The organism is Streptomyces violaceorubidus (assembly GCF_000717995.1).
In the GTDB taxonomy this organism is placed as follows: domain Bacteria; phylum Actinomycetota; class Actinomycetes; order Streptomycetales; family Streptomycetaceae; genus Streptomyces; species Streptomyces violaceorubidus.
In genome coordinates, this window is record NZ_JODM01000003.1 from 34,343 (window position 1) to 56,200 (window position 21,858).

Annotated in this window: 19 protein-coding genes and 1 pseudogene; 9 read left to right on the top strand and 11 right to left on the bottom strand. The window is 74.2% G+C overall.

The annotated features are described in order from the left end of the window. Positions 1-26: 26 nt before the first annotated feature. Genes IE94_RS0106755 through IE94_RS0106770 form a run of 4 tightly spaced genes read left to right on the top strand, consistent with a single transcriptional unit; the run spans position 27 to position 3,757 of the window. Positions 27-716 (top strand): polysaccharide deacetylase family protein, encoded by a 690-nt coding sequence (locus IE94_RS0106755; protein ID WP_030179680.1) that lies wholly within the window; start codon positions 27-29, stop codon positions 714-716. A 10-nt stretch (positions 717-726) separates the two neighbouring features. After that, positions 727-1,899 (top strand): glycosyltransferase, encoded by a 1,173-nt coding sequence (locus IE94_RS0106760; RefSeq protein ID WP_030179683.1) that lies wholly within the window; start codon positions 727-729, stop codon positions 1,897-1,899. Next, a complete protein-coding gene (locus IE94_RS0106765) occupies positions 1,896-2,612 on the top strand; it encodes a YveK family protein (RefSeq protein WP_030179686.1) in 717 nt (238 codons plus the stop codon). Before IE94_RS0106760 ends, IE94_RS0106765 begins: the two co-directional genes overlap by 4 nt. Then, positions 2,609-3,757, top strand: a complete 1,149-nt coding sequence (locus IE94_RS0106770) for a GNAT family N-acetyltransferase (RefSeq protein WP_037922026.1) — start codon at positions 2,609-2,611, stop codon at positions 3,755-3,757. Before IE94_RS0106765 ends, IE94_RS0106770 begins: the two co-directional genes overlap by 4 nt. A 37-nt stretch (positions 3,758-3,794) precedes the next feature. Here IE94_RS0106770 and IE94_RS0106775 read toward each other — a convergent pair whose 3' ends face one another. Continuing rightward, entirely contained in the window at positions 3,795-4,991 is a 1,197-nt protein-coding gene (locus IE94_RS0106775) for a glycoside hydrolase family 26 protein (protein WP_030179691.1), read from the bottom strand. A gap of 193 nt (positions 4,992-5,184) precedes the next feature. On the opposite strand from IE94_RS0106775, the gene IE94_RS0106780 reads away from it, so the two are divergent. Then, complete coding sequence (locus tag IE94_RS0106780; protein WP_030179694.1) at positions 5,185-6,495, top strand: carboxylate--amine ligase; 1,311 nt, start codon at positions 5,185-5,187, stop codon at positions 6,493-6,495. Between the two features lie 63 nt (positions 6,496-6,558). Here IE94_RS0106780 and chpA read toward each other — a convergent pair whose 3' ends face one another. From chpA to rdlA, 3 genes are all read right to left on the bottom strand, one after another. Further along, positions 6,559-7,386, bottom strand: coding sequence for an LAXTG-anchored chaplin ChpA (gene chpA / locus IE94_RS0106785; RefSeq protein ID WP_030179697.1), 828 nt, complete (start codon positions 7,384-7,386; stop codon positions 6,559-6,561). 151 nt (positions 7,387-7,537) lie between these two features. Continuing rightward, complete coding sequence (chpD, locus tag IE94_RS0106790) at positions 7,538-7,765, bottom strand: chaplin ChpD (RefSeq protein WP_011028536.1); 228 nt, start codon at positions 7,763-7,765, stop codon at positions 7,538-7,540. A gap of 287 nt (positions 7,766-8,052) precedes the next feature. Then, a complete protein-coding gene (gene rdlA, locus IE94_RS0106795; protein ID WP_030179702.1) occupies positions 8,053-8,448 on the bottom strand; it encodes a rodlin RdlA in 396 nt (131 codons plus the stop codon). A gap of 262 nt (positions 8,449-8,710) precedes the next feature. Between rdlA and rdlB the strand changes: the two genes are divergently transcribed. Next, the gene (rdlB, locus tag IE94_RS0106800) at positions 8,711-9,112 is read left to right on the top strand and encodes a rodlin RdlB (RefSeq protein ID WP_030179703.1); all 402 of its coding nucleotides are present in this window, start codon (positions 8,711-8,713) and stop codon (positions 9,110-9,112) included. A gap of 76 nt (positions 9,113-9,188) precedes the next feature. Here rdlB and IE94_RS0106805 read toward each other — a convergent pair whose 3' ends face one another. From IE94_RS0106805 to IE94_RS40875, 7 genes and pseudogenes are all read right to left on the bottom strand, one after another. After that, entirely contained in the window at positions 9,189-11,117 is a 1,929-nt protein-coding gene (locus tag IE94_RS0106805; RefSeq protein WP_030179707.1) for an AMP-dependent synthetase/ligase, read from the bottom strand. Between the two features lie 144 nt (positions 11,118-11,261). Further along, the gene (locus IE94_RS0106810; RefSeq protein WP_030179709.1) at positions 11,262-12,839 is read right to left on the bottom strand and encodes a vWA domain-containing protein; all 1,578 of its coding nucleotides are present in this window, start codon (positions 12,837-12,839) and stop codon (positions 11,262-11,264) included. Positions 12,840-12,985: 146 nt separating this feature from the next. Beyond that, positions 12,986-13,885 carry an ABC transporter permease gene (locus IE94_RS0106815; protein ID WP_030179712.1) on the bottom strand — a complete coding sequence of 300 codons (900 nt, stop codon included), beginning with the start codon at positions 13,883-13,885 and terminating at the stop codon, positions 12,986-12,988. Then, positions 13,882-16,533, bottom strand: coding sequence for an alpha/beta fold hydrolase (locus IE94_RS0106820; RefSeq protein ID WP_030179715.1), 2,652 nt, complete (start codon positions 16,531-16,533; stop codon positions 13,882-13,884). The genes IE94_RS0106815 and IE94_RS0106820 overlap by 4 nt, the downstream gene beginning before the upstream one ends. A 147-nt stretch (positions 16,534-16,680) precedes the next feature. Next, positions 16,681-18,102, bottom strand: a complete 1,422-nt coding sequence (locus IE94_RS0106825; protein WP_030179716.1) for an APC family permease — start codon at positions 18,100-18,102, stop codon at positions 16,681-16,683. Between the two features lie 310 nt (positions 18,103-18,412). Next, a complete protein-coding gene (gene mmsA / locus IE94_RS0106830; protein WP_030179720.1) occupies positions 18,413-19,915 on the bottom strand; it encodes a CoA-acylating methylmalonate-semialdehyde dehydrogenase in 1,503 nt (500 codons plus the stop codon). A gap of 14 nt (positions 19,916-19,929) precedes the next feature. Further along, positions 19,930-20,139, bottom strand: a pseudogene (locus tag IE94_RS40875) (hypothetical protein); the annotation flags it as partial. A gap of 550 nt (positions 20,140-20,689) precedes the next feature. Here IE94_RS40875 and IE94_RS40285 point away from each other — a divergent pair. The 3 genes from IE94_RS40285 to IE94_RS0106845 all read left to right on the top strand — a co-directional run bounded on the left by IE94_RS40285 (position 20,690) and on the right by IE94_RS0106845 (position 21,852). Further along, a complete protein-coding gene (locus IE94_RS40285) occupies positions 20,690-20,881 on the top strand; it encodes a helix-turn-helix transcriptional regulator (RefSeq protein ID WP_030179723.1) in 192 nt (63 codons plus the stop codon). A 59-nt stretch (positions 20,882-20,940) separates the two neighbouring features. After that, positions 20,941-21,531, top strand: coding sequence for a GNAT family N-acetyltransferase (locus IE94_RS0106840; protein WP_209441042.1), 591 nt, complete (start codon positions 20,941-20,943; stop codon positions 21,529-21,531). A 78-nt stretch (positions 21,532-21,609) separates the two neighbouring features. Beyond that, the gene (locus IE94_RS0106845; RefSeq protein ID WP_030179727.1) at positions 21,610-21,852 is read left to right on the top strand and encodes a heavy-metal-associated domain-containing protein; all 243 of its coding nucleotides are present in this window, start codon (positions 21,610-21,612) and stop codon (positions 21,850-21,852) included. The last annotated feature ends 6 nt before the right edge of the window (positions 21,853-21,858 follow it).

Here is a 21,858-nt window from a genome sequence, read left to right on the forward strand (position 1 = left end):
GCCCCGCCCCCGTCCCCTGGGTCGCCATGTACCACTCCGTCGGTGACTGCTCGGACGACCCGTACCGCGTCACCGTCACGCCCGAGCGGCTGGACGCACAGCTGGGCTGGCTGCGGCGGCGCGGGCTGCGCGGCGTGCCGGTCGGCGAGCTGCTGGCCGCCCGCGCCCGGGGCGACGGCCGGGACCTGGTGGGGCTGACCTTCGACGACGGGTACGCCGACTTCGTCGAGCACGCGCTGCCGTGCCTGCGGCGCTGGGGCTGCGGCGCGACCCTCTTCGTGCTGCCGGGGCGGCTCGGCGGCGACAACGCCTGGGACCCGCTGGGCCCGCGCAAGCCGCTGCTGACCGCCGACGGCATCCGCCGCGCCGCCGCCGAGGGTGTCGAGATCGGCTCGCACGGTCTCACCCACGTCGACCTGACCACGGCGGACGACGCCGCGCTGAGCGCCGAGACCGCCGAGAGCAGAGCGCTGCTCTCCGAGCTGATCGGCGCCCCGGTCGGCGGGTTCTGCTACCCCTACGGCACGGTCGACGCCCGCGCCGCCGACGCCGTGCGCGCCGCCGGTTACACCTACGCCTGCGCCATCGACCCCGGCCCGCTGACCGGCCCGTACGCCCTGCCGCGGGTGCATGTGGGCCAGAACGACACCTCCGTACGGCTGCTGCTGAAGACCCGGCTGCACCGCCTGCGCCGCCGGGCCCCGGCGGGAGTGTGAGGTGACCGACGTGAAGGCCCTGCACATCATCACCGGTCTCGGCGTCGGCGGCGCCGAGCAGCAGCTGCGGCTGCTCCTGCGCCACCTGCCCGTCGACTGCGACGTCGTGACGCTCACCAACCCCGGCCCGGTCGCCGACGGGCTGCTGGCCGACGGCGTGCACGTCGTCCACCTCGGCATGACCGGCAACCGCGACCTGGCCGCGCTGCCCCGCCTGGCCCGCCTGATCCGCACCGGCGGCTACGACCTCGTGCACACCCACCTCTACCGCGCCTGCCTCTACGGCCGCCTCGCCGCCCGCCTCGCCGGGGTGCGCGCGGTCGTCGCCACCGAACACTCCCTGGGCGACTCCCAGATGGAGGGCCGCCCGCTCACCCCGGGCGTCCGCGCCCTGTACCTGGCCGGGGAGCGCCTCGGCAGCGCCACGGTGGCCGTCTCCCCCACCGTCGCCGACCGGCTGCGCCGCTGGGGCGTGCCCGCGCCCCGCATCGAGGTCGTCCCCAACGGCATCGACCTGGCCCGCTTCCGTTTCGACCCGGTCCGGCGGTTGCGCACCCGGCGCCGCCTCGGCCTGCCCGAGGGCGCCTACGTCGTGGGCGGCGTCGGCCGGCTGACATCGGCCAAACGCTTCGACGTGCTGGTCCGCGCCCTGGCCCTGCTCCCGGCGGACTGCTGGCTGCTGCTGGTCGGCGGCGGCCCCCAGGAGCACCTGCTGCGCCGCACCGCCCACGAGGCCGGGGTCGCCGACCGCGTCCTGCTCACCGGCGAACGCCCCTACCTCCCCGACGGCTCCCCCGGCCCCGACCTGCCCGCCCTCGCCGCCGCGATGGACGTCCTCGCGTCGCCCTCGCCGGAGGAGGCCTTCGGCCTGGCCGCGGTGGAGGGGCTCGCGTCCGGGCTGCCGGTGCTGTACGCCTCCTGCCCGGCGATCGAGGACCTGCCCCGCGCGTCGGCGCCCACGGCACGGCGGGTCGTCGGCGGCGCCGGGGAGTTCGCGCGCGCCCTCGCCGAGACCCGCGCGTCCCGGGGCCCGGTCCCCGGCACCCGCACCGCACCCGAGGCGGCCCGCCACTACTGCGTCACCCGCAGCGCCGCCCGGCTGATGGACGTCTACGCGACCACCCTCACGCGCCCGCTGCCCCCGTCACCGCCCCCGGCATCCCAGGGAGTCACCTCCGCATGACCGAGCCCCTCACCCAGACCCCGGCCGCGTCCGCCGCGGAGCCCGAGCCCGAACCCTCCGCCCGGCCGCGCCGTGTCCCGGCCGCCCTGCGCCGCGCCGTACTCCGCCTGCGCGCCCTGCCGCCCTGGTCGCCGCTCGCGGCCGGCGTCCTGGCCGGCGGCCTGCTCGGCGCCGGGTACGGCCTGCTCTCCACCCCGCAGTACACGGCGACCGGTTACGTCGTCGCCGTCCCCGCCGACGCGTCCGACCCGGCGTCCGCGCTGGGCTTCGCGCAGGCCTACGGCCGGGTCGCCACGCAGCTCGCGGTGCTCGGGGACGCGCAGATGTGGGCCCACGTGCCGGTGGCGACCCTGGAGCGGAGCGTGCGCACCGCGACCTCGCCGGACGCCCCGATGGTCTCCGTGACGGCCACCTCCTCGGACCCGGAGGAGGCCGCCGACATGGCCAACGCCGTCACCCGCGCCCTGACCCGGCACGCGGCGGCGTCCGCCGACGACACCCACGTGGAGCTGCGGCAGTTCGCGCGGGCGACCGAACCCACCGAGGCGTCCTCGGCCTCGGCCGCCGTGACGGGCCTGGTGGGCGCGAGCGCGGGCGGACTGCTGGGCGGGCTGGCCCTGCTGGTGGGGCCGCGCCGTGGCGCACGGGGGCCCGGCCGCGCGGCGGCGGTGCCCGGACCGGCGTCGGCCGCCGACGGCCGCGGACAGCTGTGACGTACCCGGGGCCGCCGTGCCCGCCCGCACTCCCGCCCGGCCACACGGTCGAACTGGTCACCGACGAGGCCGCCTTCGCCGAGCTGGCCCCGCAGTGGCGACGCCTGTACGACCGGTGCGCCACCGCGACCCCCTTCCAGAGCCACGCCTGGCTGCTGTCCTGGTGGCGTTCCTACGGTGCGGCCGGACGGCTGCGCCTGGTGCTGGCCCGCGCGGGCGGCGACCTGGTCGCCGCGGCGCCGCTGACCCTCGTACGACGGCCGGTTCCGGCGCTGGTGCCGCTGGGCGGGGCGATCTCGGACTACGGGGACGTCCTGCTGGACGACGAGCGGGGCCGGGACGCGGCGGGCGCGCTGGCCGCGGGCCTGGCCGCGGCGGCCCGCACCGCGCTGGTCGACCTGCGCGAGGTGCGGCCGGGCGCCGCCGCCGAACGGGTCTACGCGTGCTGGCGCGGGCCCCGGCACCGGCTCGCGGACTCGCTCTGCCTGGAACTGCCCGCCCTGCCCATGGACGACCTGGTCGCCCGGCTGCCCTCGGCCAAGGCCAGGCAGCGGATCCGCGCCCAGCTGCGCCGACTGGACGCGCTCGGCGTCAAGGCCCGCCCCGTCCTGCCCGACGAGACGGACGCGGCGCTGCGCCGGCTCCTCGACCTGCACCGCCTGCAGTGGCGGGGGCGGAAGGTGACCGGCGAGCACCTGCGGCCCCGTTTCCGCGAGCACCTGATGCGGGCGGTGGGACCGATGGTGCTAAGCGGGGACGCGCTGGTCACCGAGTTCCGGATGGGCGACGAGGTGGTGGCCGTGGACGTGACGCTGCTGTCGCACCGGCTGGCCGGGGGCTATCTGTACGGCGCGCATCCCGCGCTGCGGGAACGGAAGGCGGACGTGGCGGTGATGCTGCTGGCCGCGTGCGCCGAGTACGCCCGTGCCCCGGGACGCTCCACGCTGAGCCTGCTGCGCGGCGACGAGCCGTACAAGCACCACTGGCGCCCGGAGCCGGTGCCGAACCAGCGGCTGCTGCTGGCCCGCCGCCGCACAGCCCCGCTGCTGGCGGCGGCCCTCGCCGACGCCGCCGCACGACGGCGGGGCAAGGAGCTGCTGCGGTGGCGGGCGGAGCGGAGGGAGCGGGCCGGTGGCGGCACCTGACCGGGCCCGCCGCCACCGAGGCACCCTCCGCACTCCGCTACTTGTTCCGCGCGTACCAGTCGAGGCGCATGCACAGCTTCCCGCCGAGCCAGTACTCGACCCAGTCGCCCAGCTCCAGCGGCGAGCAGCCGGCCGGGGGCTCGGGGACCGTGGACGGAGCCGGGGGCAGGGGCGGCGCGGTGGGCGTGGCGGGCGTGCCGGGTTCCGCGGGCGTCGGGACCGTCGGCTCGGGCTCGTCGGTGCGGCCGAAGAGCACGGACCGGTAGACGGCCGTGGACCGGGGGTTGTCGTCGCACTGCCACACGCCGTGCGGGCAGTAGTCGGTGACCGTGTTGTACACGGGCTTGTGCTCGTCCATCCAGGCGAGCATGCGCCGCATGTACGCGGCGTTGTCCCCGTTGCGGAACAGCCCCCACTCCGGGTAGGAGACGGGCTTGCCGTGCGCCTTCGCGAAGTCCACGTGCGCCTGGAGCCCGTACGGCTCCTTCACCTGCTCGTCGAAGGACATCCCGCGCGGCTGGTCGTAGGCGTCCATGCCGATGATGTCGACGGTGGCGTCGCCGGGATAGCACTGCGTCCAGGGCACGGCGTCCCGGCCGCGGCTCGGCGCGAAGTCGAACCGGAACTTCTGGCCGGGCACCGCGCGCATGGTGGTGACGATCCGGTTCCAGTACGTCTTCCAGGCCTCGGGGTCCGGGCCGCAGCGGTGGGTGTAGGTGGTGCCGTTCATCTCCCAGCCCAGCACCAGGACCGTGTCCGGGACCTTGAGCGCGACCAGGTGTTCGGCGAGGGCGCGGAAGTGGTGGTCGAAGCGCCCGGCGGCGCCCTGGCGCAGCAGCTCGCGCACCTCGTCGTCGTCGACGTGCTCCTCGTTGCGCTCCATCATGGGCACGTTGAGGACGAGCATCCGGTCGGCCTCGCGGGTGCGCCAGTCGGCCCACACGTCGAGGAAGCCGGGGGCGCCCTCGATGTTGCTCCAGCGGTCGCCGGGCAGGTAGGTGTGGCCGACGCGCAGCTCGGCGCCGCCCAGCCAGTGGCTCAGCGCGGCCATCCGGGCCACACCGCGGGGGCCGTAGTCGAGGTACGCGCCGAAGGCGGGGACGGGTTCGGGCGCGGCCGGTTCGCCGGCGGCGACGCCGGGGCCCGCGGCGAGGAACGCCGCCGCCGCGATCGCCGCCGCCGCGGCGCGTGCCGGACGCCGCCTGGACCGGGCCCGTGACTGCCGTGCGGCCATGCCGCCTCCCTTGGTCTTTCGTTGGGTCTACCGACTGGTCTTCCCACTGGCCGTCCGGCTGGTCTCTCGACGCCGTGAACGACTCCCGTTACTGACACCCAGTCATATGAAATGCCATCACGCCACCGCCGTTACGGCTTTCGAGTGCGTTGATCGCCCGCACCGGTGAACCGAATCGGAAGGAAGTCCTCCCGTGTCGCTGTTCGACACCCGTGTCCCCGCCGTCGTGCTGCGGATCGACCGGAATCCCTTTCACCACGGAACGCTGGGTGCCGTGCGTTCGCTCGGCCGCGCGGGGGTGGACGTGCACGTGGTCGCCGACTGCGCGCAGAGCCCGGTCGGCGCCTCCCGTTACCTGAGCGGGCTGCACACCCCGCCGCCGCCCGGCGCGTCGCCCGCCGAGATCGCGGCGGTCCTGCACCGTGTCGCCGCGCGGATCGCCCGGCCCGCGGTGCTGATCCCGATGGACGACGCGTGCGCCGTGGCGGTGGGCCGGGCGCGGGCGGAACTGGCGCCCGCGTTCCTGCTGCCCGACCAGCCGGGCGAGTTGCCCGCGCGCGTGGCCGACAAGGCGGAACTGGCCGGTGTGTGCGCGTCCCTGGACGTCCCGCACCCCGAGACCCTGGTCCCGGACGGCGCGGCGGAGGCGGCGCGGGCGGCGTGGCGGCTGGGCCTGCCGGTGGTGGCGAAGTGGAGCAGGCCCTGGCTGGTGCCTTCGGGCGGCGGGCTGCGCAGCACGGTGCTGGTGCGCTCGGCCCAGGAAGCCGGGGAGCTGTTCCTGCGGGCCGAGGAGGCGGGCAGCCGGCTGCTGCTCCAGGCGTTCCTGCCGCCGGGTGCCGATCGGGACTGGTTCTTCCACGGGTACGCAGACCGCTCGGGCGCGGTCCGGGCGGGCGGTCCCGGCCGCAAGACGCGGGCCAGGCCGCGCGGCGCCGGTCTGACGGCGGTGGGCCGCTGGACGCCGAACCCGCAGGTGCGGGCGCTCGCCGAGCGGACCACCGCGGAGCTGGGCTACCGGGGCGTCTTCGACCTGGACTTCCGGCGCTGCGGCACGACGGGCCGCTATCACCTGCTGGACTTCAACCCGCGCCCCGGCGCCCAGTTCCGGCTCTTCACCGACACCGCCGGCCTGGACGTCGTACGCGCCCTGCACCTGGACCTGACCCACCGCCCGCTGCCCCAGGGGGCGCCGCGGTGGGGGCGGAGGTTCGTGGTGGAGAACTACGCGCCGCTGAGCGCCCTGCGTCCGGAGCGCGAGGCGCAGGGGGGCCGTGAGCTGGCCTGGCACGCCCGGGACGACCGGGCGCCGGGCCGGGCGCTGTGGGCCCTGTGGGGCCGCCACGTGGGCGCCCGGCTGCGGGACCGCGCCCACCGGGGCCGCGACGCCCGCCCTGACACCGCGCCCCCGGCCCGCGCCCGCGTCGTGCGCCAGGCGTCCGCCCCGGCCACGAACCGCACGGGCGTCCCCGACCGCCCGGACGAGGACCGAGCCGGCAGCCACTGAACCGACGGCGCCCCCGGCGGCCCGTGAGGGGGCCGCCGGGGGCGCCGGGGTGAGCGGGAGGGATCAGCGGCCGGTGAGGGCCCTGCCCCGGCGGTACAGGATGGCTCCGCCGGTGATCAGCACGGCACCGGCGGCCGCGGCGCCCAGCGTGCCCTCGCTGCCGGTCTCGGCCAGGACGGGCGGCTGCTCGGTCGGGGGAGCCGGCGGGGGGTGCTCCTCCTCGGACGGCGGCGGGGGCTCCTCCTCGTGCGAGGGCGGCGGGGGCTCCTCGTGGGTGGGGGGCGGGGGCTCCTCCTCGCCGTAGCCGGGCGGCGTGGTCGGGGGCGGCGGCTCCTCCTCGCCGTAGCCCGGGGGTTCCTCGGCGGCGTTCTCGCAGCCGTTGCCGAAGACCGGGTTCAGCGCGGCGATCACGTCGACGGTGTTGCCGCAGGCGTTCACCGGCACGTCGACCGGGACCTGCGCGTTGTTGCCGGAACCGACGCCGGGCGAGCCCTCGGTCGCGCCGTCCGCGTGGGCACCGGACGACGAGGACGAGGAGGAGGACGACGAGGAGGACGTGTCCTCGCCGTACCCGCCGCCGTCGCCCTTGTCGTTGCCGTCGCCGTCGCCCTTGCCGCTGTCCTTGCCGTTGCCGTCGGTCTGCTCGTCCGAGGTGTTCTCGCACTCGTTGCCGAAGGCCGGGTTCAGGGCGGCGATCACGTCGACGGTGTTGCCGCAGGCGTTCACCGGCACGTCGAGGGGGACCTGGAGGGCGTTGCCGGACACGGCGCCGGGCGAGTTCGTGGCGGCCCCGTCCGCATGCGAGTCGGCAAGGGCGGGGCTGCCGCACAGGGTGAGGATGCCCGTCGCGGCGGCAGCCGCGACCATCCCCCTGCTCAGGGTCTGTCGCACTCTGGTTGTCTTCCTGCTTGGAGAGATGAGAGATGAGAGATGGCCGGAGAACGCTCCGGTGGGGGCGGCTGCAGAAAGGGGAAAAGCCGGCCCCGAACCAAACGAGTTGGCCAAGGCCGGCCGTGACGCAGCCGGTCGGTGCGGAACGACGTCAGTCGTTCTCGCACTTGTTGCCGAACGCCGGGTTCAGCAGACCAACGACGTTGATGCTGTTGCCGCACACGTTGACGGGAACGTGCACGGGAACCTGGATGACGTTGCCGGACAGGACGCCCGGGGAGCCTACGGCGGCACCCTCGGCGCCGGCGTCGGCGAAGGCCGGGGCGGCCATGCCGAGGGCCATGATCGCGCCCGCGACGACAGCAGCGCTCTTCTTCATGAACTTTCCCTTCTCTGCGGTCATGCCTGAATGACGGCCGAAACCGCGCGAGCACAGCATTGACGGCTCGCACCATGACCTGCAGCCTGCAAACGAGGAATTGACGGCCGGAGAAACTACCGAACGTGGGACACCCCGGAATTCACTCGGATGCCTCACGAACCGGTCCGGCCGTTCCCCCAGGAGAGCGACGACGTCATTCCGCTCCCCGGCGAAATCCCGTCCCGTTCACGGCCGGACGGCCCGCGCGGAAGTCAGCGGGCCGCCCGTACCGGGTGGGGCTGGGCTCAGCGGCCCTCGCCGTTCGCCGACAGCACCGACAGGTCCTCGAGGACGTGCGACAGGGCGCCGTCCCGCTTGGCCTGCGTGGAGTTGTCCGCGCACTGCTGGTTCAGGTCGTCCGCCAGGACGTTGACGTCCTGGATCGGGACGAGGTTGATGACGGCGACGTTGACGTCCTCGACACCGAGGCACGGCTTGTTCAGCGTGCCCTCGACCAGCGACAGCTGGGGGCTCATGTCGCCCTTGGTGGCGGAGTTGCCGAACGCCGACTCGGCGCCGTTGCCGTTGGCCACGGCCGGCCCGTTGTCGTCCCCGATGGCCAGAGCCTGGGGGGCGGCAGCAGCGGACATGCCGATCACAGAAGCGGCAGCCGCCGCGGCGACCATTGCCTTCTTGAGCACTTCGCGTTCCTTTCGTCGTAGCGACGCACTGTCCTACGGCCTCATCAACCCGGTGCGCGGTGATTGGTTGCGGGCGTTCACCCGGTTGGCCCGCACGGCGTCACGAAAACGCCGCGAAAAGCGCCGGAATCCCGGGGGGAAACGCGAACCCGTACACATTTCCCGTTGTCCGCCGACGGAGTGAACGGGAGAAACCCGACCGGACTCACGGAGTTGACCAGAGCGCTCCGGTGGACGGGGTTTCCTCAGAAAGGACTGGCCAGTGATCAAGAAGGTAGTTGCCTACGCGGCGATCGCCGCCTCCGTCATGGGCGCCTCCGCTGCCGCGGCACCGCAGGCGATGGCGATCGGCGACGACAGCGGGCCCGTCTCGGCCAACGGGAACGGCGCCTCGCAGTACTTCGGCAACTCGATGACCACGGGCAACATGAGCCCGCAGATGGCGCTCATCCAGGGCTCGTTCAACAAGCCGTGCATCGCGGTCAGCGACATCCCGGTCAGCGTCATCGGCCTGGTGCCGATCCAGGACCTCAACGTCCTGGGCGACGACATGAACCAGCAGTGCGCGGAGAACTCCACGCAGGCCAAGCGCGACGGTGCGCTGGCCCACCTGCTGGAGGACGTCTCGATCCTGTCCTCCAACGGTGAGGGCGGCGGGCACTGACACCGCGCCGGGGGCGGGTCGCCGAGCAGATCGGCGGCCCGCCCCTTTCGCGTGCCCTGGGCGCGGTGGGGGCCGATCAGCGCCGCGGTGTCGCGTACAGCGCTTCGATCTCGTCCGCGTACGCCGCGACGGCCGCGTGCCGCTTCACCTTCAGGGACGGGGTCAGCAGCCCGTTCTCCTCGGTGAACTCGCCCTCGACCAGCCGGAAGGCGCGGATCGACTCGGCCCGGGAGACGGCCGCGTTGGCGTGGTCCACGGCCTTCTGGACCTCGGCGCGCATCCGTTCGTCCCGCACCACCTCGGACATCGGTGTGCCGGCGGGCAGCCCGCGCACCGCCAGCCAGTGGGCGACGGCGTCCGGGTCGAGGGTGACCAGGGCGGCGACGAAGGGGCGGTTGTCGCCGACGACCAGGCACTGGGCGACGGGTGGGCGGCTGCGCAGGCGGTCCTCCAGGACGGCCGGGGAGACGTTCTTGCCGCCGGAGGTGACCAGGAGGTCCTTCTTGCGGCCGGTGATGGTGAGGTAGCCGTCGGCGTCGAGGGAGCCGAGGTCGCCGGTGGCGAACCAGCCGTCGGTGAGGGCGGCGGCGGTGGCCTGCGGGTTGCCGCGGTAGGAGCCGAAGACGATGCCGCCCCTGACCAGTACCTCGCCGTCGTCCGCGATGCGCACGGCGGTGCCGGGGACCGGCGGGCCGACCGTGCCGGGGCGGGGGCCGAGGGGAGGGACGATGGTGGCGGCGGCGGTGGTCTCGGTCAGGCCGTAGCCCTCGTAGACCATGATGCCGGCGGCGTAGAAGAACAGGTTGAGGTCGCTCTCCAGCGGGGAGCCGCCGCTGATGGCGTAGCGCGTCCGGCCGCCCAGCTCCTTGCGGACCCGGCGGTAGACCAGCAGGTCGTACAGGGCCCAGCCCGCCCAGAGGCCCGGGGTGGGGCCCCTGCCGCGGCCCAGGAAGCGTTCCATGTGTGCGGCGCCGAAGCGGACGGCGAGGCGGTGGGCGCGTTCGAAGGAGGCGCCGCGGCCGATCTTCTCGGCGGTCGCCCGGCCGGTGTCGTGGATCTTCTCGAAGAGGTAGGGGACACCGACCAGGAAGGTCGGCCGGAAGGACTTGAGGGCGGGGCGCAGTTCGTCGGGCCTGATGCTCGGGAAGTGGCCGATCTCGATGCGGGCCAGCAGGCAGGAGATCTGGATGGTGCGGCCCAGGATGTGGGCGAGCGGCAGGAAGAGGAGGGTCGAGGCCTTCTGGCCGGTGACCTCCTTGAAGATCGGGTGCAGCAGCTCGACCGTGTTGGCGGCCTCGGCGTGCAGGTTGGCGTGGGTGAGGACGCAGCCCTTGGGGCGGCCGGTGGTGCCGGAGGTGTAGCAGACGGTGGCGACCGAGTCCGGGGTGAGGGCGGTGCGGCACTTGGTGACCTCGTCGTCGCCCACGCCCCGGCCGAGGGCGGTGAGGTCGGCGAGGGCACCGGCGTCCAGTTCCCAGACCTGGGGGCGCTCGGGGTGCCCGGCCGTGCCGGTCAGGACGGTGGCGGTGTTGGCGGCGGTCTCGGTGACGGCGTACCGGGCGCCGGAGTCGCGGACGATCCACTCGACCTGGTCGGCCGAGGAGGTGGCGTACACGGGGACGGTCTGTCCGCCGGCCGCCCAGATCGCGAAGTCCAGGACCGTCCACTCGTAGCGGGTGCGGGACATGACGGCGACCCGGCCGCCGGGCTCCAGGCCGGCGGCGATCAGGCCCTTGGCCACGTCGGTGACCTCGCGGGCGAACTCCGCGGCGGTGACCGGCCGCCAGGCCCCGTCCACCTCGCGGCGCAGGACCACCGCGTCGGGTGCCTCGGCCGCGTTGGCGAACGGGATGTCGGCGGTGCTGCCCTCGGTGGGGCGGGGCGCGAGGGCGGCGGTGCGGGCCTCGCGGACGGTGCCGTGCGCGTCCCGGACGGTCTCGGTCCTCGTGCGGGACGTCAGGTCACCGCGTCCCCTCGCCCGTTTCAGGTCCCTGCGTACGCCCATGACGGCTCCCGGTCGCGGTCGGACTGATGCGCTGTCGCGTGTGCTCGGCCACTAACTTACTTCAGAGTAAACTTACTCACGCGTAAGGAAACGTCAATGGGCCCCGCCGCCCGACGGCCTCCGGCCGTCGGGCGGCGGCCGGGCTCAGGCCAGCCGGTCCGCCTCCTCGATCGCCTCGGCCAGCTCGCGCAGGTCCTCGTCCTCCGTGCCGTCCGCCAGGCCGTCGGCCCGCTCGGACAGTTCGGACAGGCCGGGCGCTCCGGGCAGCAAACCTCCGTCGCCGCCCGAGGAGCGGAGCGCGTCGGCGAAGTAGGCCGCGGTCGCCGTGACCCGCAGCCCGCGGCCCGACTCCCAGACGGAGTCGTCGAGGGCGTCGCTCTCCACGTCCTCGGACTCCTCGTGCGGGGTGCGGCTGTCGGGGTCGAGCCAGCGGACGGTGGCCGTGGCGAGGTGGCCGTCGGCGCCGGGCCTGGTGCGGACCGCGTAGAGGGCGGTGACCGTGTGGCCGGGGCCGACCTCGCCGCCGTCGACGCGGTCGTCGCGGAAGTCCTCGTCGGCGACCTGGCGGTCGTCGTAGCCGACGAGGCGGAACTCGGCGACCGTCTCCGGGTCGAAGGCGACCTGGGCCCTGGCGTCGCGCGCGGTCAGCTCGATGTGGCGCGGGAGTTGCTCGCTGAAGACCTCGCGGGCGTCCTCGGGGGTGGAGACGTACGTGGTGTGGCCGTCGCCCTTGTCGGCGAGGCGTTCCATCAGGGCGTCGCCGTAGTCGCTGCCGACTCCGACGCCGAAGAGGGTGATGCCGTGCTCGCGGCGCTCGGTGGCGATGCGTTCGAGGATGGTGTCCGCGTCGGTGTCGCCGGTGTTGGCGAGGGCGTCGGAGACGAGGACGACGCGGTTGGTGACGCCCTCGCGGCGGCCTTCCACGGCGGTTTCGTAGCCGGTCTCCACGCCCGCGCCGAGGTTGGTGGAGTCGGTCGGCTCCAGGGCGTCGATCGCGTCGTGGACGCGGTCGCGGTGGTCGCCGAGCCGGGTCATGGGCAGGACCGTCTCGGCCTCGTCGCTGAAGGTGACGAGCGCCACCGAGTCGTCGTCGCGGAGCCGGTCGGTCATGGTGCCGAGGGCCTCCTGGGCGAGGTCGAGGCGGCCGGGTTCGCCCATGGAGCCGGAGATGTCGATGACGAACGTCAGGGCGGCCGGGGGTCGTTCGGCCTGCCGCCCGGCGGGGCGGGTGGCCAGGCCGACGCGGACCAGCGACCAGTCCTCGTCCTCGGTGCGGGCGCCGTCCACGGTCACCGAGAAGCCGTCGCCGTCGGGACGGTCGTGATCCTGGCGGAAGCTGTTGACGAACTCCTCGGGGCGGACCGTGGCCGGGTCGGGCAGCCGGCCCTCGGCCAGGGTGCGGCGGGCGTAGCCGTAGGAGGCGGTGTCGACGTCGAGGGCGAAGGTGGAGAGGTGGTCGGGGTCGGGTGCGATCTCGCGCGAGTCGCCGTTCTTCTCGTCCTCGCCGCCGTCGTAGCCGTGCTCGCCCCGGCCGCGCGGGCGGTCGGGTGCGGGCACCGGGGCCGAGCCGCCCCGGGAGTCGGTCGCGGTGTCCTTCGCCGCGTCCGCCGCGTCGTCCCCTCCCCCGCAGCCGGTGAGCAGCAGGCCGCCCGCCAGGGTCAGCGCGAGCAGCGCGGAAGTGCCGCGCCGTCCCCGCCCGTCCTCGGTCCGGTACCGGTTCATCGTCCGTCCCCCTGTGGCTTGTTGGCGCCGGTGTACGTGACGGTGACGGGGCGGCGGGGCGAAACGTGCGGCACGGGGTGTTACGACTGGGTCTCGAAGCGGGCACGGGGCGGGCGGCCGAGACCGGCGGGTGGTCCTCCGTCGGCCTAGGAGACGACGTCCTTGCGGGCGAAACCTCGGAAGGCCAGGGCGAACAGCACCAGCGCGTAGGTGACCGAGACCGCCGTGCCCTGGATCATGCCCGACCACTCCGGGTCCGGCTGGACGGCGTCCGCCCAGGCGAACTGCCAGTGCGCGGGCAGGAAGTCGCGCCAGTGGCCGAGCGCCGTCACGGCGTCCAGGACGTTGCCGACGATGGTGAGGCCGACGGCGCCGCCGACCGCGCCGAGCGGTGCGTCGGTCCGGGTCGACAGCCAGAACGCGAGCGCGGCGGTGACCAGTTGGGACACGAAGATGTACGCCACGACCACCACCAGGCGCTGGGCGGCCGTGCCCGGGGAGAGCGCACCGCCCGTGGGGATGGCCAGCGGCCCCCAGCCGTAGGCGACCGTGCCCACGGCCAGCGCCACCAGGGGCAGCAGCACCATCGCGGCCAGGCTCAGCCCGAGCCCGACGGCCAGCTTGGAGGCGAGCAGCCGGGCGCGCGGCACCGGCGCGGCGAGCAGGTAGCGCAGTGAGGACCAGCTCGCCTCGGAGGCCACGGTGTCCCCGCAGAAGAGGGCGACCGGGACGACCAGCAGGAAGCCCGCCGACACGAAGAGGTTGACGGCGGCGAAGTTGGCGCCGGAGGCGGTGGCGGTGTCCATCAGGGTGATGCGGTCACCGGGGCCGTCCGGCTCGCCGCCGATCGCGAAGGCGACGACCAGGACGAACGGCAGGACGGCGAGGATGGCGCCCATGACCAGGGTCCGGCGCCGCTTGAACTGGCGCACCAGCTCCACCCGCAGCGGCAGGGTGCGGCCCGCCCGGTAGCCGTACGCGGCGTCGGACGCCGGCACCGGCTCGGGTGCGGGCCCGGTCGTGGCCGGCTGGGTGGGCGTGCTCATGCGGTACCTCCGATCAGGGTGAGGAAGGCGTCCTCCAGGCGGCGGTGCGGGCCGACCGAGGCCACGGGGATCTCCAGCCGGACCAGCTCGGCGACCAGGCCGGGCGCCGTGCCGCCGGGGTCGAGGCGGACCAGGAGCCCGTCGTCGGTGTGCACGACCGAGGCCACGCCGGGCAGGGCGGCGACCTTGTCCACGAGCGGCTCGTCCACGGGCAGGCCGGTGCCGACCAGGAGGGTGTCGCCGGAGCCGATGATCTCGGCGACCGGGCCCGCCTGAACCAGCCGGCCCCGGTCCATGACCACGAGGTGGGTGCAGGACTGCTCGACCTCGGCCAGCAGGTGGCTGGAGACGATCACGGTGCGCCCGGCGGCCGCGTAGCGGATCATCACCTCGCGCATCTCGCGGATCTGGGGCGGGTCGAGGCCGTTGGTCGGCTCGTCCAAGATGAGCAGGTCGGGCAGGCCGAGCATCGCCTGGGCGAGGGCGAGGCGCTGGCGCATGCCCTGGGAGTAGGTGCGCACCGCGCGGGCCAGCGCGTCGCCGAGCCCGGCGATCTCCAGGGCCTCGTCGAGGTGGGCGTCCTCGGGCGGGCGGCCGGTCGCCCGCCAGTACAGCTCCAGGTTCTCCCGGCCGGACAGGTGCGGCAGGAAGCCCGCGCCCTCGACGAAGGCGCCGACCCGGGACAGCACCGGGGCGCCGGGCCGGATGGCGTGGCCGAAGACCCTGATCCCGCCGTCGTCCGGCTTGATCAGGCCCATCAGCATCCGCAGAGTGGTCGTCTTGCCCGCGCCGTTGGGCCCGAGCAGGCCGAGCACCTGCCCCTTCTCCACGCGGAACGACAACTCCCGCACCGCGTACCGCTCGGCGGACCCGGCGTAGCGCTTGCTCAGGCCGGTGATCTGCAGGGGTACGTCGGCGAGCGCCGGGTCGGGCGCGGGCGCGGCGGTGCGGCGCCGGCCGGTCCACAGCAGGGCCAGGGCGACGGCGGCACCGGCCGGGGGCAGCCACCACACCCAGGCGGGCAGCGGGGCGGCGGCGGTCGTCACGCCGGGGGCGGTGGGCACCTTCAGGTCGCCCTCGAGGGAGACGGTGTACGTCGCCGGGGCGGCCGGGGAGGCGTAGCCGAGGTCGGTGGAGGCGAGGACCAGGCGCAGGCGGTGGCCCTTCTCCACCTCGTGGTCGATCGCCGGGAGGGTGACCGTCACGTCCTTGCCGGCCCCGGCGCCCTCGACGCGCAGGGGGGTCACCAGCTGCGAGGGCAGCACGGGCGACGTGCCGCCGGGGCCGACGTCGTAGACCTTGGCGAACAGGACGGCGTCCTCGGCGGTGGAGCGGACGTGGACGGCGGCCGTCGGCGAGCCGGTGATCCGCAGGTCGTCGCCGACAGGGGCGGACTCGAAAGCGGCGTACTGGCCGGGGAAGTCCAGGGAGATCCCGACGCCGAGCGAGGAGAGCTGGGCGAGCCCGCCGGCGCCGCCGATGCCGGGGAGGGCGGAGACGGCCGGCGGGTTGGCCCCGGCGGGGTGGTCGACGCGCTGCTCACGGCCGCGCAGGGGCACGGACCGCTGTCCGTTCGCCAGGCCCGGGTAGCGGTCGGCGCTCGCGCCGCGCAACTGGGCCCGTCCGTCGGTGGAGTCGACGCCTCCGGTGCGGGTGACGCGGAAGGCCGGGCCGGTGTCGGCGCCCGCGTCGTCCTTGAGGTACCGGTCGAACCAGTCGTCGACGCGTGCCTGGACGCGGTCGGTCTCCATGTCGCCGCCGTCGTGCCCGCCCGCGATCCAGTCGACGTCGACGGGCGCGCCGTTCGCCCGGATCGCCTTCGCCGCGGCGTCGGCCTGGCCGAGCGGGAAGAGGGAGTCGGTCTGGCCCTGCGTCAGCAGCGTGGGCACCTTGATGCGCGCGCCCACCGCCTGGGGGCTGCGCTCCTGGAGGAGCTTCACGGCGGCGGCGTCGGGCGTGCCGGACTCGGCGACGCGCTGGTACATGCGGCACAGCTCGGCCTCGAACCGGTCGCAGCCACCGCCGGAGTTGACGAAGATGCCCGCCCACAGCTTCTTGAAGACGCCGTTCGGGAACAGCGCGTCCGCCAGGTTCCAGTACGTGATCGCCGGGGCGACGGCGTCCACCCGGGTGTCGTGCCCCGCCGCGAGCAGCGCGACCGCGCCGCCGTAGGAGCCGCCCGCCACTCCGACGCGGGGGTCGCCGTCCTTGTCCAGCTCGACCTGGGGCTGCCCGGCGAGCCAGTCGATCAGTCGGGACACGTCGGCGACCTCGCCGTCCGGCGCGTTCAGCCCGATCTTGCCGGTGGACTTCCCGAAGCCGCGCGCGGACCAGGTGAGGACCGCGTACCCGTCCCTCGCCAGGTCCTCGGCCTGCTCCCGTACGTCGTCCTTGCTGCCGCCGAAGCCGTGGGCGAGCAGGACGGCCGGGCGGCGGCCGCCGGGGCCGGCCGTGAAGTACGAGGTGTCCAGGCGCACGCCGTCGCCCACCGCCACGACCCGGTCGGCGCGCCGCACCGGGGCCGGGTCGTCACCGGCGACGGCCGTCCACGTCCCGGCGCCGGCGAGCACGACGACGGCGGCCGCGGCGGAGAGCATCCGCCGCGGCCCCCGCAGCAGCCCTCGCACGCGGGGCAGTCGAAGATCCATGGGTCAACGGTACGGGCCGCCGCCGGCGACGGGGGCCGCCCCTGGGCTGAACCGGCGGCCCTCCCACGGAGGTACGGGGCCGGCCGCGCGTACCACGGGCGCGGTAGGCCGGTCGGGGTCCGGCGGGCGGTCACGCCCCGTGGGCGGTCACGGTCCCGCGGGCTCCCGGACGTCCTGCGGGACGGTCACCAGCCAGCGGGTGGCGCGGCGCGGGCGCAGGTACAGGGCCCAGTACAGGGTGGCGACGGCCGCGATGGAGCCGGTCAGCAGCAGGTGGCCGGTCTCCTGGCGGGTCAGGATGTAGGCGAGGACCGCGATCAGCAGCAACGGCACCGCCGGCCACAGGGGCATGCGCCAGGCGTGCGCGTGCCGGTGGGCGCCGCGCCGGGACAGCAGGGCGGCGACCGCGACCAGCAGGTACATCGCGGTCACCGAGACGCCGGTGACGCCGTACAGGGTGTCGAGGTTGACGTAGCACAGCGCGGCCCCCGGCACGCCGACGGCGAGGGTGGCGACCCACGGCGAGCCGAACCGGCCGAGCCTGGCGAAGAGACCGTTGACCGGGGCGGGCCAGGCCTTGTCGCGGGCGGAGGCGAACAGCACGCGCGAGTTCTGGATGACCATGACGATGCCCGCGTTGATGATGGCGAGCGCCACGCAGAGGCTCACGAAGGTGCCGACGGCGGAGTTGGACCAGGCGGTGACCATGGCGCCGATGTCGCCGCCGGTCAGTTCCGCCAGGTCGGGGGCGCCGAGGGTGAGGGCGACGACCGGCACCAGGATGATCACCGTGGAGATGGCGAGGGTGGCCAGCACCGTGCGGGCGACGTTGCGGCGCGGGTTCTCCAGTTCCTCGGAGAGGTAGACGGCGGTGGAGAAGCCCTGCGTGACGAAGAGGGCGATGGCGAGCCCGGAGACGACCAGCATGGCCGTCACGGGGTCCGTGCCGCCGTGGGCGCCGCCCACCTCCATCGACACGAGGCTGCCGGGGCCGCGCTCGGCGTGGGCGAAGCCCAGCACCGCGACGACGGCCGCGGCGATGACCTCCAGGACCAGGAAGACGCCGGTGATCCAGGCGTTGGCGCGCAGGTCGAGCAGCCCGGCGAGGGTGGCGAGCACCATGACGCCGGCGCCCGCGAGGGAGGGGTCGAGGTGCAGGACCGGTTCGAGGTAGTCGGCCGTGCCCATGGCGATCACCGGGGGCACGATCATGACGACCAGCAGGGACAGCACGAAGACCAGCCAGCCCGCGAGGCGCCCGGCCATCGTCGACACCATGGCGTACTCGCCGCCCGCGCTGGGGACCAGGGTGCCGAGCTCCGAGTAGCAGAACGCCACGGCGACGCAGAGCACGGAGCCGATGGCGATGGTCAGCGCGGTGGCGGTGCCGAGCGAGCCGAAGAGGTCCGGGACCACCACGAACAGCGTCGAGGCGGGGGTCACGCACGACAGCGTCAGGAGGGTGCCGCCGACGACCCCGATGGAACGCTTGAGGGTCCTCGGCTTCGGCGGCGCCGGAACGTCGGGGGGCGCGGCGGCGGTCTCGACGGGGCGGAGCGTGTCGGTCATGGAGCGGTTCCGATCGACTCGTGCGGCGTGGTTCGCGAGGGAGCGCTATCGCCTCCGGCGGCTGGGTCGTACGTCGTTCTGGTTCGCTCCCGACGCCAGATGGAATCCCGACGAAAACCGCTGCGTCAATGGGTGTTTACCTACGGAAACCGTTGATCGACACCGTCCCTGCATCCGGAAACGGCAACATGCCCCTTGACGGGACGGGGCTTTGGGCCGTGCGGGAACCGTAGGGGGCGGGGCAAAAAAACCTGCCGCGCACGAGGGTGCCGTGGTCCGGGCGGGACCACGGCACCCTGGGGGGGCTGCCTCAGTGGTTGCGCGGGAAGCCCAGGTCGACGCCCGCCGGGGTGTCGGCCGGGTCCGGCCAGCGGGTGGTGACGACCTTGCCGCGGGTGTAGAAGTGCGTGCCGTCGTTGCCGTAGATGTGGTGGTCGCCGAAGAGGGAGTCCTTCCAGCCGCCGAAGGAGTGGTAGCCGACGGGGACCGGGATCGGGACGTTGACGCCGACCATGCCGGCCTCGATCTCCAGCTGGAAGCGGCGGGCCGCGCCGCCGTCCCGGGTGAAGATCGCGGTGCCGTTGCCGAACGGCGAGGCGTTGATGAGGGCCACGCCCTCCTCGTACGTCTCGGCGCGCAGCACGCACAGCACCGGGCCGAAGATCTCGTCCTGGTACGCCTTGGCGGTGGTCGGCACGCGGTCGAGCAGGGAGATGCCGATCCAGTGGCCGTCCTCGTGGCCGTCGACCGTGTAGCCGGTGCCGTCGAGGACGACCTCGCAGCCCTCGGCCGCCGCGCCCCGGACGTAGGTGGCGACCTTGTCGCGGTGGGCCTTGGTGATCAGCGGGCCCATCTCGGAGGACGGGTCGGTGCCGGGGCCGATCTTGATCTTCTCGGCGCGCTCGCGGATCTTCTCCACCAGTTCGTCGCCGACGGCGCCGACCGCGACGACCGCGGAGATCGCCATGCAGCGCTCGCCGGCCGAGCCGTAGGCGGCGCTCACGGCCGCGTCCGCCGCCGCGTCGAGGTCGGCGTCCGGCAGCACCAGCATGTGGTTCTTGGCGCCGCCGAGGGCCTGCACGCGCTTGCCGTTCGCGGTGGCGGTGGTGTGGATGTGGCGGGCGATCGGGGTGGAGCCGACGAAGGAGACCGCCTGGACGTCCGGGTGCTCCAGGAGGCGGTCCACGGCCACCTTGTCGCCGTGCACGACGTTGAAGACGCCGTCCGGCAGACCCGCCTCGGAGAGCAGCTCGGCGAGCTTCACGGCGGCCGAGGGGTCCTTCTCGCTCGGCTTGAGCACGAAGGTGTTGCCGCAGGCGACGGCGATCGGGAACATCCACAGCGGCACCATCGCCGGGAAGTTGAACGGCGTGATGCCCGCGACCACACCGAGCGGCTGCCGGATCGAGGACACGTCGACGCGGCTTGCGACCTGCGTCGACAGCTCGCCCTTGAGCTGGACGGTGATGCCGCAGGCCAGGTCGACGATCTCCAGGCCGCGCGCGACCTCGCCGAGGGCGTCGGAGTGCACCTTGCCGTGCTCGGCGGTGATCAGCTCGGCGATCTCGTCGCGGTGCGCGTCCAGCAGCGCCCGGAACCTGAAGAGGATGGAGGTCCGCTGGGCCAGGGAGGACTGACCCCAGGTCAGGTACGCCTCCTTGGCGGCGGCGACGGCGGCGTCCACCTCGTCGACGGAGGCGAAGGCGACCTCGGTGGTGACCGCGCCGGTCGCCGGGTTCGTCACCGGCCCGTACGTGCCCGAGGCGCCTTCGGCGGACTTGCCGCCGATCCAGTGGTTGACGATGTTCGTCATGACCGAGAACTCCTTCACAGATGGCGGCGACGGGTCGAGACGTGCCGTGGGCGCAGCTCGCGCTGCTCATGCTGGTCACGGGCCGGGACCGGTCCCGCTCGGGTCGCGGTCTGGGCCGTGACCCCATCCCAGCAGCCGGGCGCCGCGGGCGCGCCCGACACTGTGTCTGCGGTTCGGGTGTCCGCGTAGACACGTGGGGCAGTGTGGGCGGCCCGTGCGGGGGCGCGGTGCGGGGACCTCCGGCGCGGAGCCGGTGCGAGCGGGGAGTTGGCGCTCGTGCCTCGCTCCTGCCAGGGCGAGACCGCCTTCCCGCGCCGGAGGCGTTCGGTGGGGGAACCGGCGAGCGGGCCGCGGCCCGTCGGGTCGTGCGCCATCGCGTTCCCTTCTTGCCCGCGCCCTTGCGTCACCCCGGTTTCTAGCCCCGCGCGTGCGGCCTGTCAATGTTTTGTCCGGACATTCGGACGACTTGGATCCGGGTGGCGGCCCTAAGTCCTCCCGCAGGGTGCGCGGCGGAGCACGGCCGGCCGCCGCAGTCAACGCGCCGCGCCTGAACGACGGCCTACGACTGTGTGGCACTCGTGTCACGAAAACACCCTCCCGGTCACACATGTCACGGACGCACGGGGCTTCCGTCACACCCGGGAACGGCCCCCGACCGTCCCCCGCCCCGCGTCGTTCACCCGGAACAGGCTTGGTGATCGCCAGCGCGGCGCCCGGCTCCCCCCGGCGGCCGTCCCCGGCCGCCGCCGCGGCGCGCGCAGGGAGGTGCTTCGTGTGACCGACCGAAGGCTCTGGTCCTACAAGGACATCGCGGCCCACATCCACGTCCAGCCGGACACCGTGCGGTCGTACCGCAAGCACGGGCTGCTGCCCCCGCCGGACCACGTGGAGGGCGGGAAGCCGTACTGGTACGCGGACACGGTCCGGTCCTGGGTGGCGTCCCGGCCCAGCAACCGGAACAGGTAGCGCGGCCCCGCCGGAAAACCGTTCTGTGCCCCGCCTCCGGGTGGGGCACAGTGCCGTGCATGGACTTCTCCGTGAAACCCGTCCTCACCGGCGACAAGACCGTCCTGCGGCCGTTCACCGCGGCGGACGCCGACACGATGTGGGACATCGTCAACGACCCCGAGGTCGTGCGCTTCACCTTCGAGCCGACCGGTGAACTCACCCTCGACCGGCTGCGCTCCTGGTACGGCGTGCGCACCGCCGATCCCGACCGGCTCGACCTGGCCGTCACCGACCGGGCCACCGGCGAACTCGTGGGCGAGGTCGTGCTGTACGAGTGGGACCCGGCGGCCCGCAGCTGCACCTTCCGCACCCTGCTCGGGCCCCGGGGGCGGGACCGCGGGCTGGGCAGCGAGGCGACGCGGCTCATCGTCGGGCACGCCTTCGCACAGGTCGGCCTGCACCGCGTCCAGTTGGAGGTCTACGCCGACAACCCGCGGGCCCGGCGGGCGTACGAGAAGGCCGGTTTCGTGGTGGAGGGGGTGCGGCGGGAGGCCGCCCTGCGGGGCGGCACGCGGGTGGACGAGGTGCTGATGGCGGTGCTCGACCACGAGTGGCGCGCGCGGGGAGGTACGCAGGTGACGGCTGAACCTCGCCTTCATACCCCCTAGGGGTAAGGTGGGGGTGAAGTGGTCCGGGCCGGACCACGGGTACCCGCCCACGCGCATCCCCCGACGAGGAGTAACGACATGACCGCCCAGACCGACACCGCCCAGGACTCCGTCACCGCCGTCTACAAGGTGAGCGGGATGAGCTGCGGCCACTGCGAGGGCGCCGTCTCCGGCGAGATCTCCGAGATCCCGGGCGTCGGCTCCGTGCAGGCCGTCGCCGCCACCGGCGAGGTCACCGTCGTCTCCGAGGCCCCCCTCGACGACGCGGCCGTGCGCGCCGCCGTGGACGAGGCGGGCTTCGAGCTCGTCGGCCGGGTCTGAGCCCGC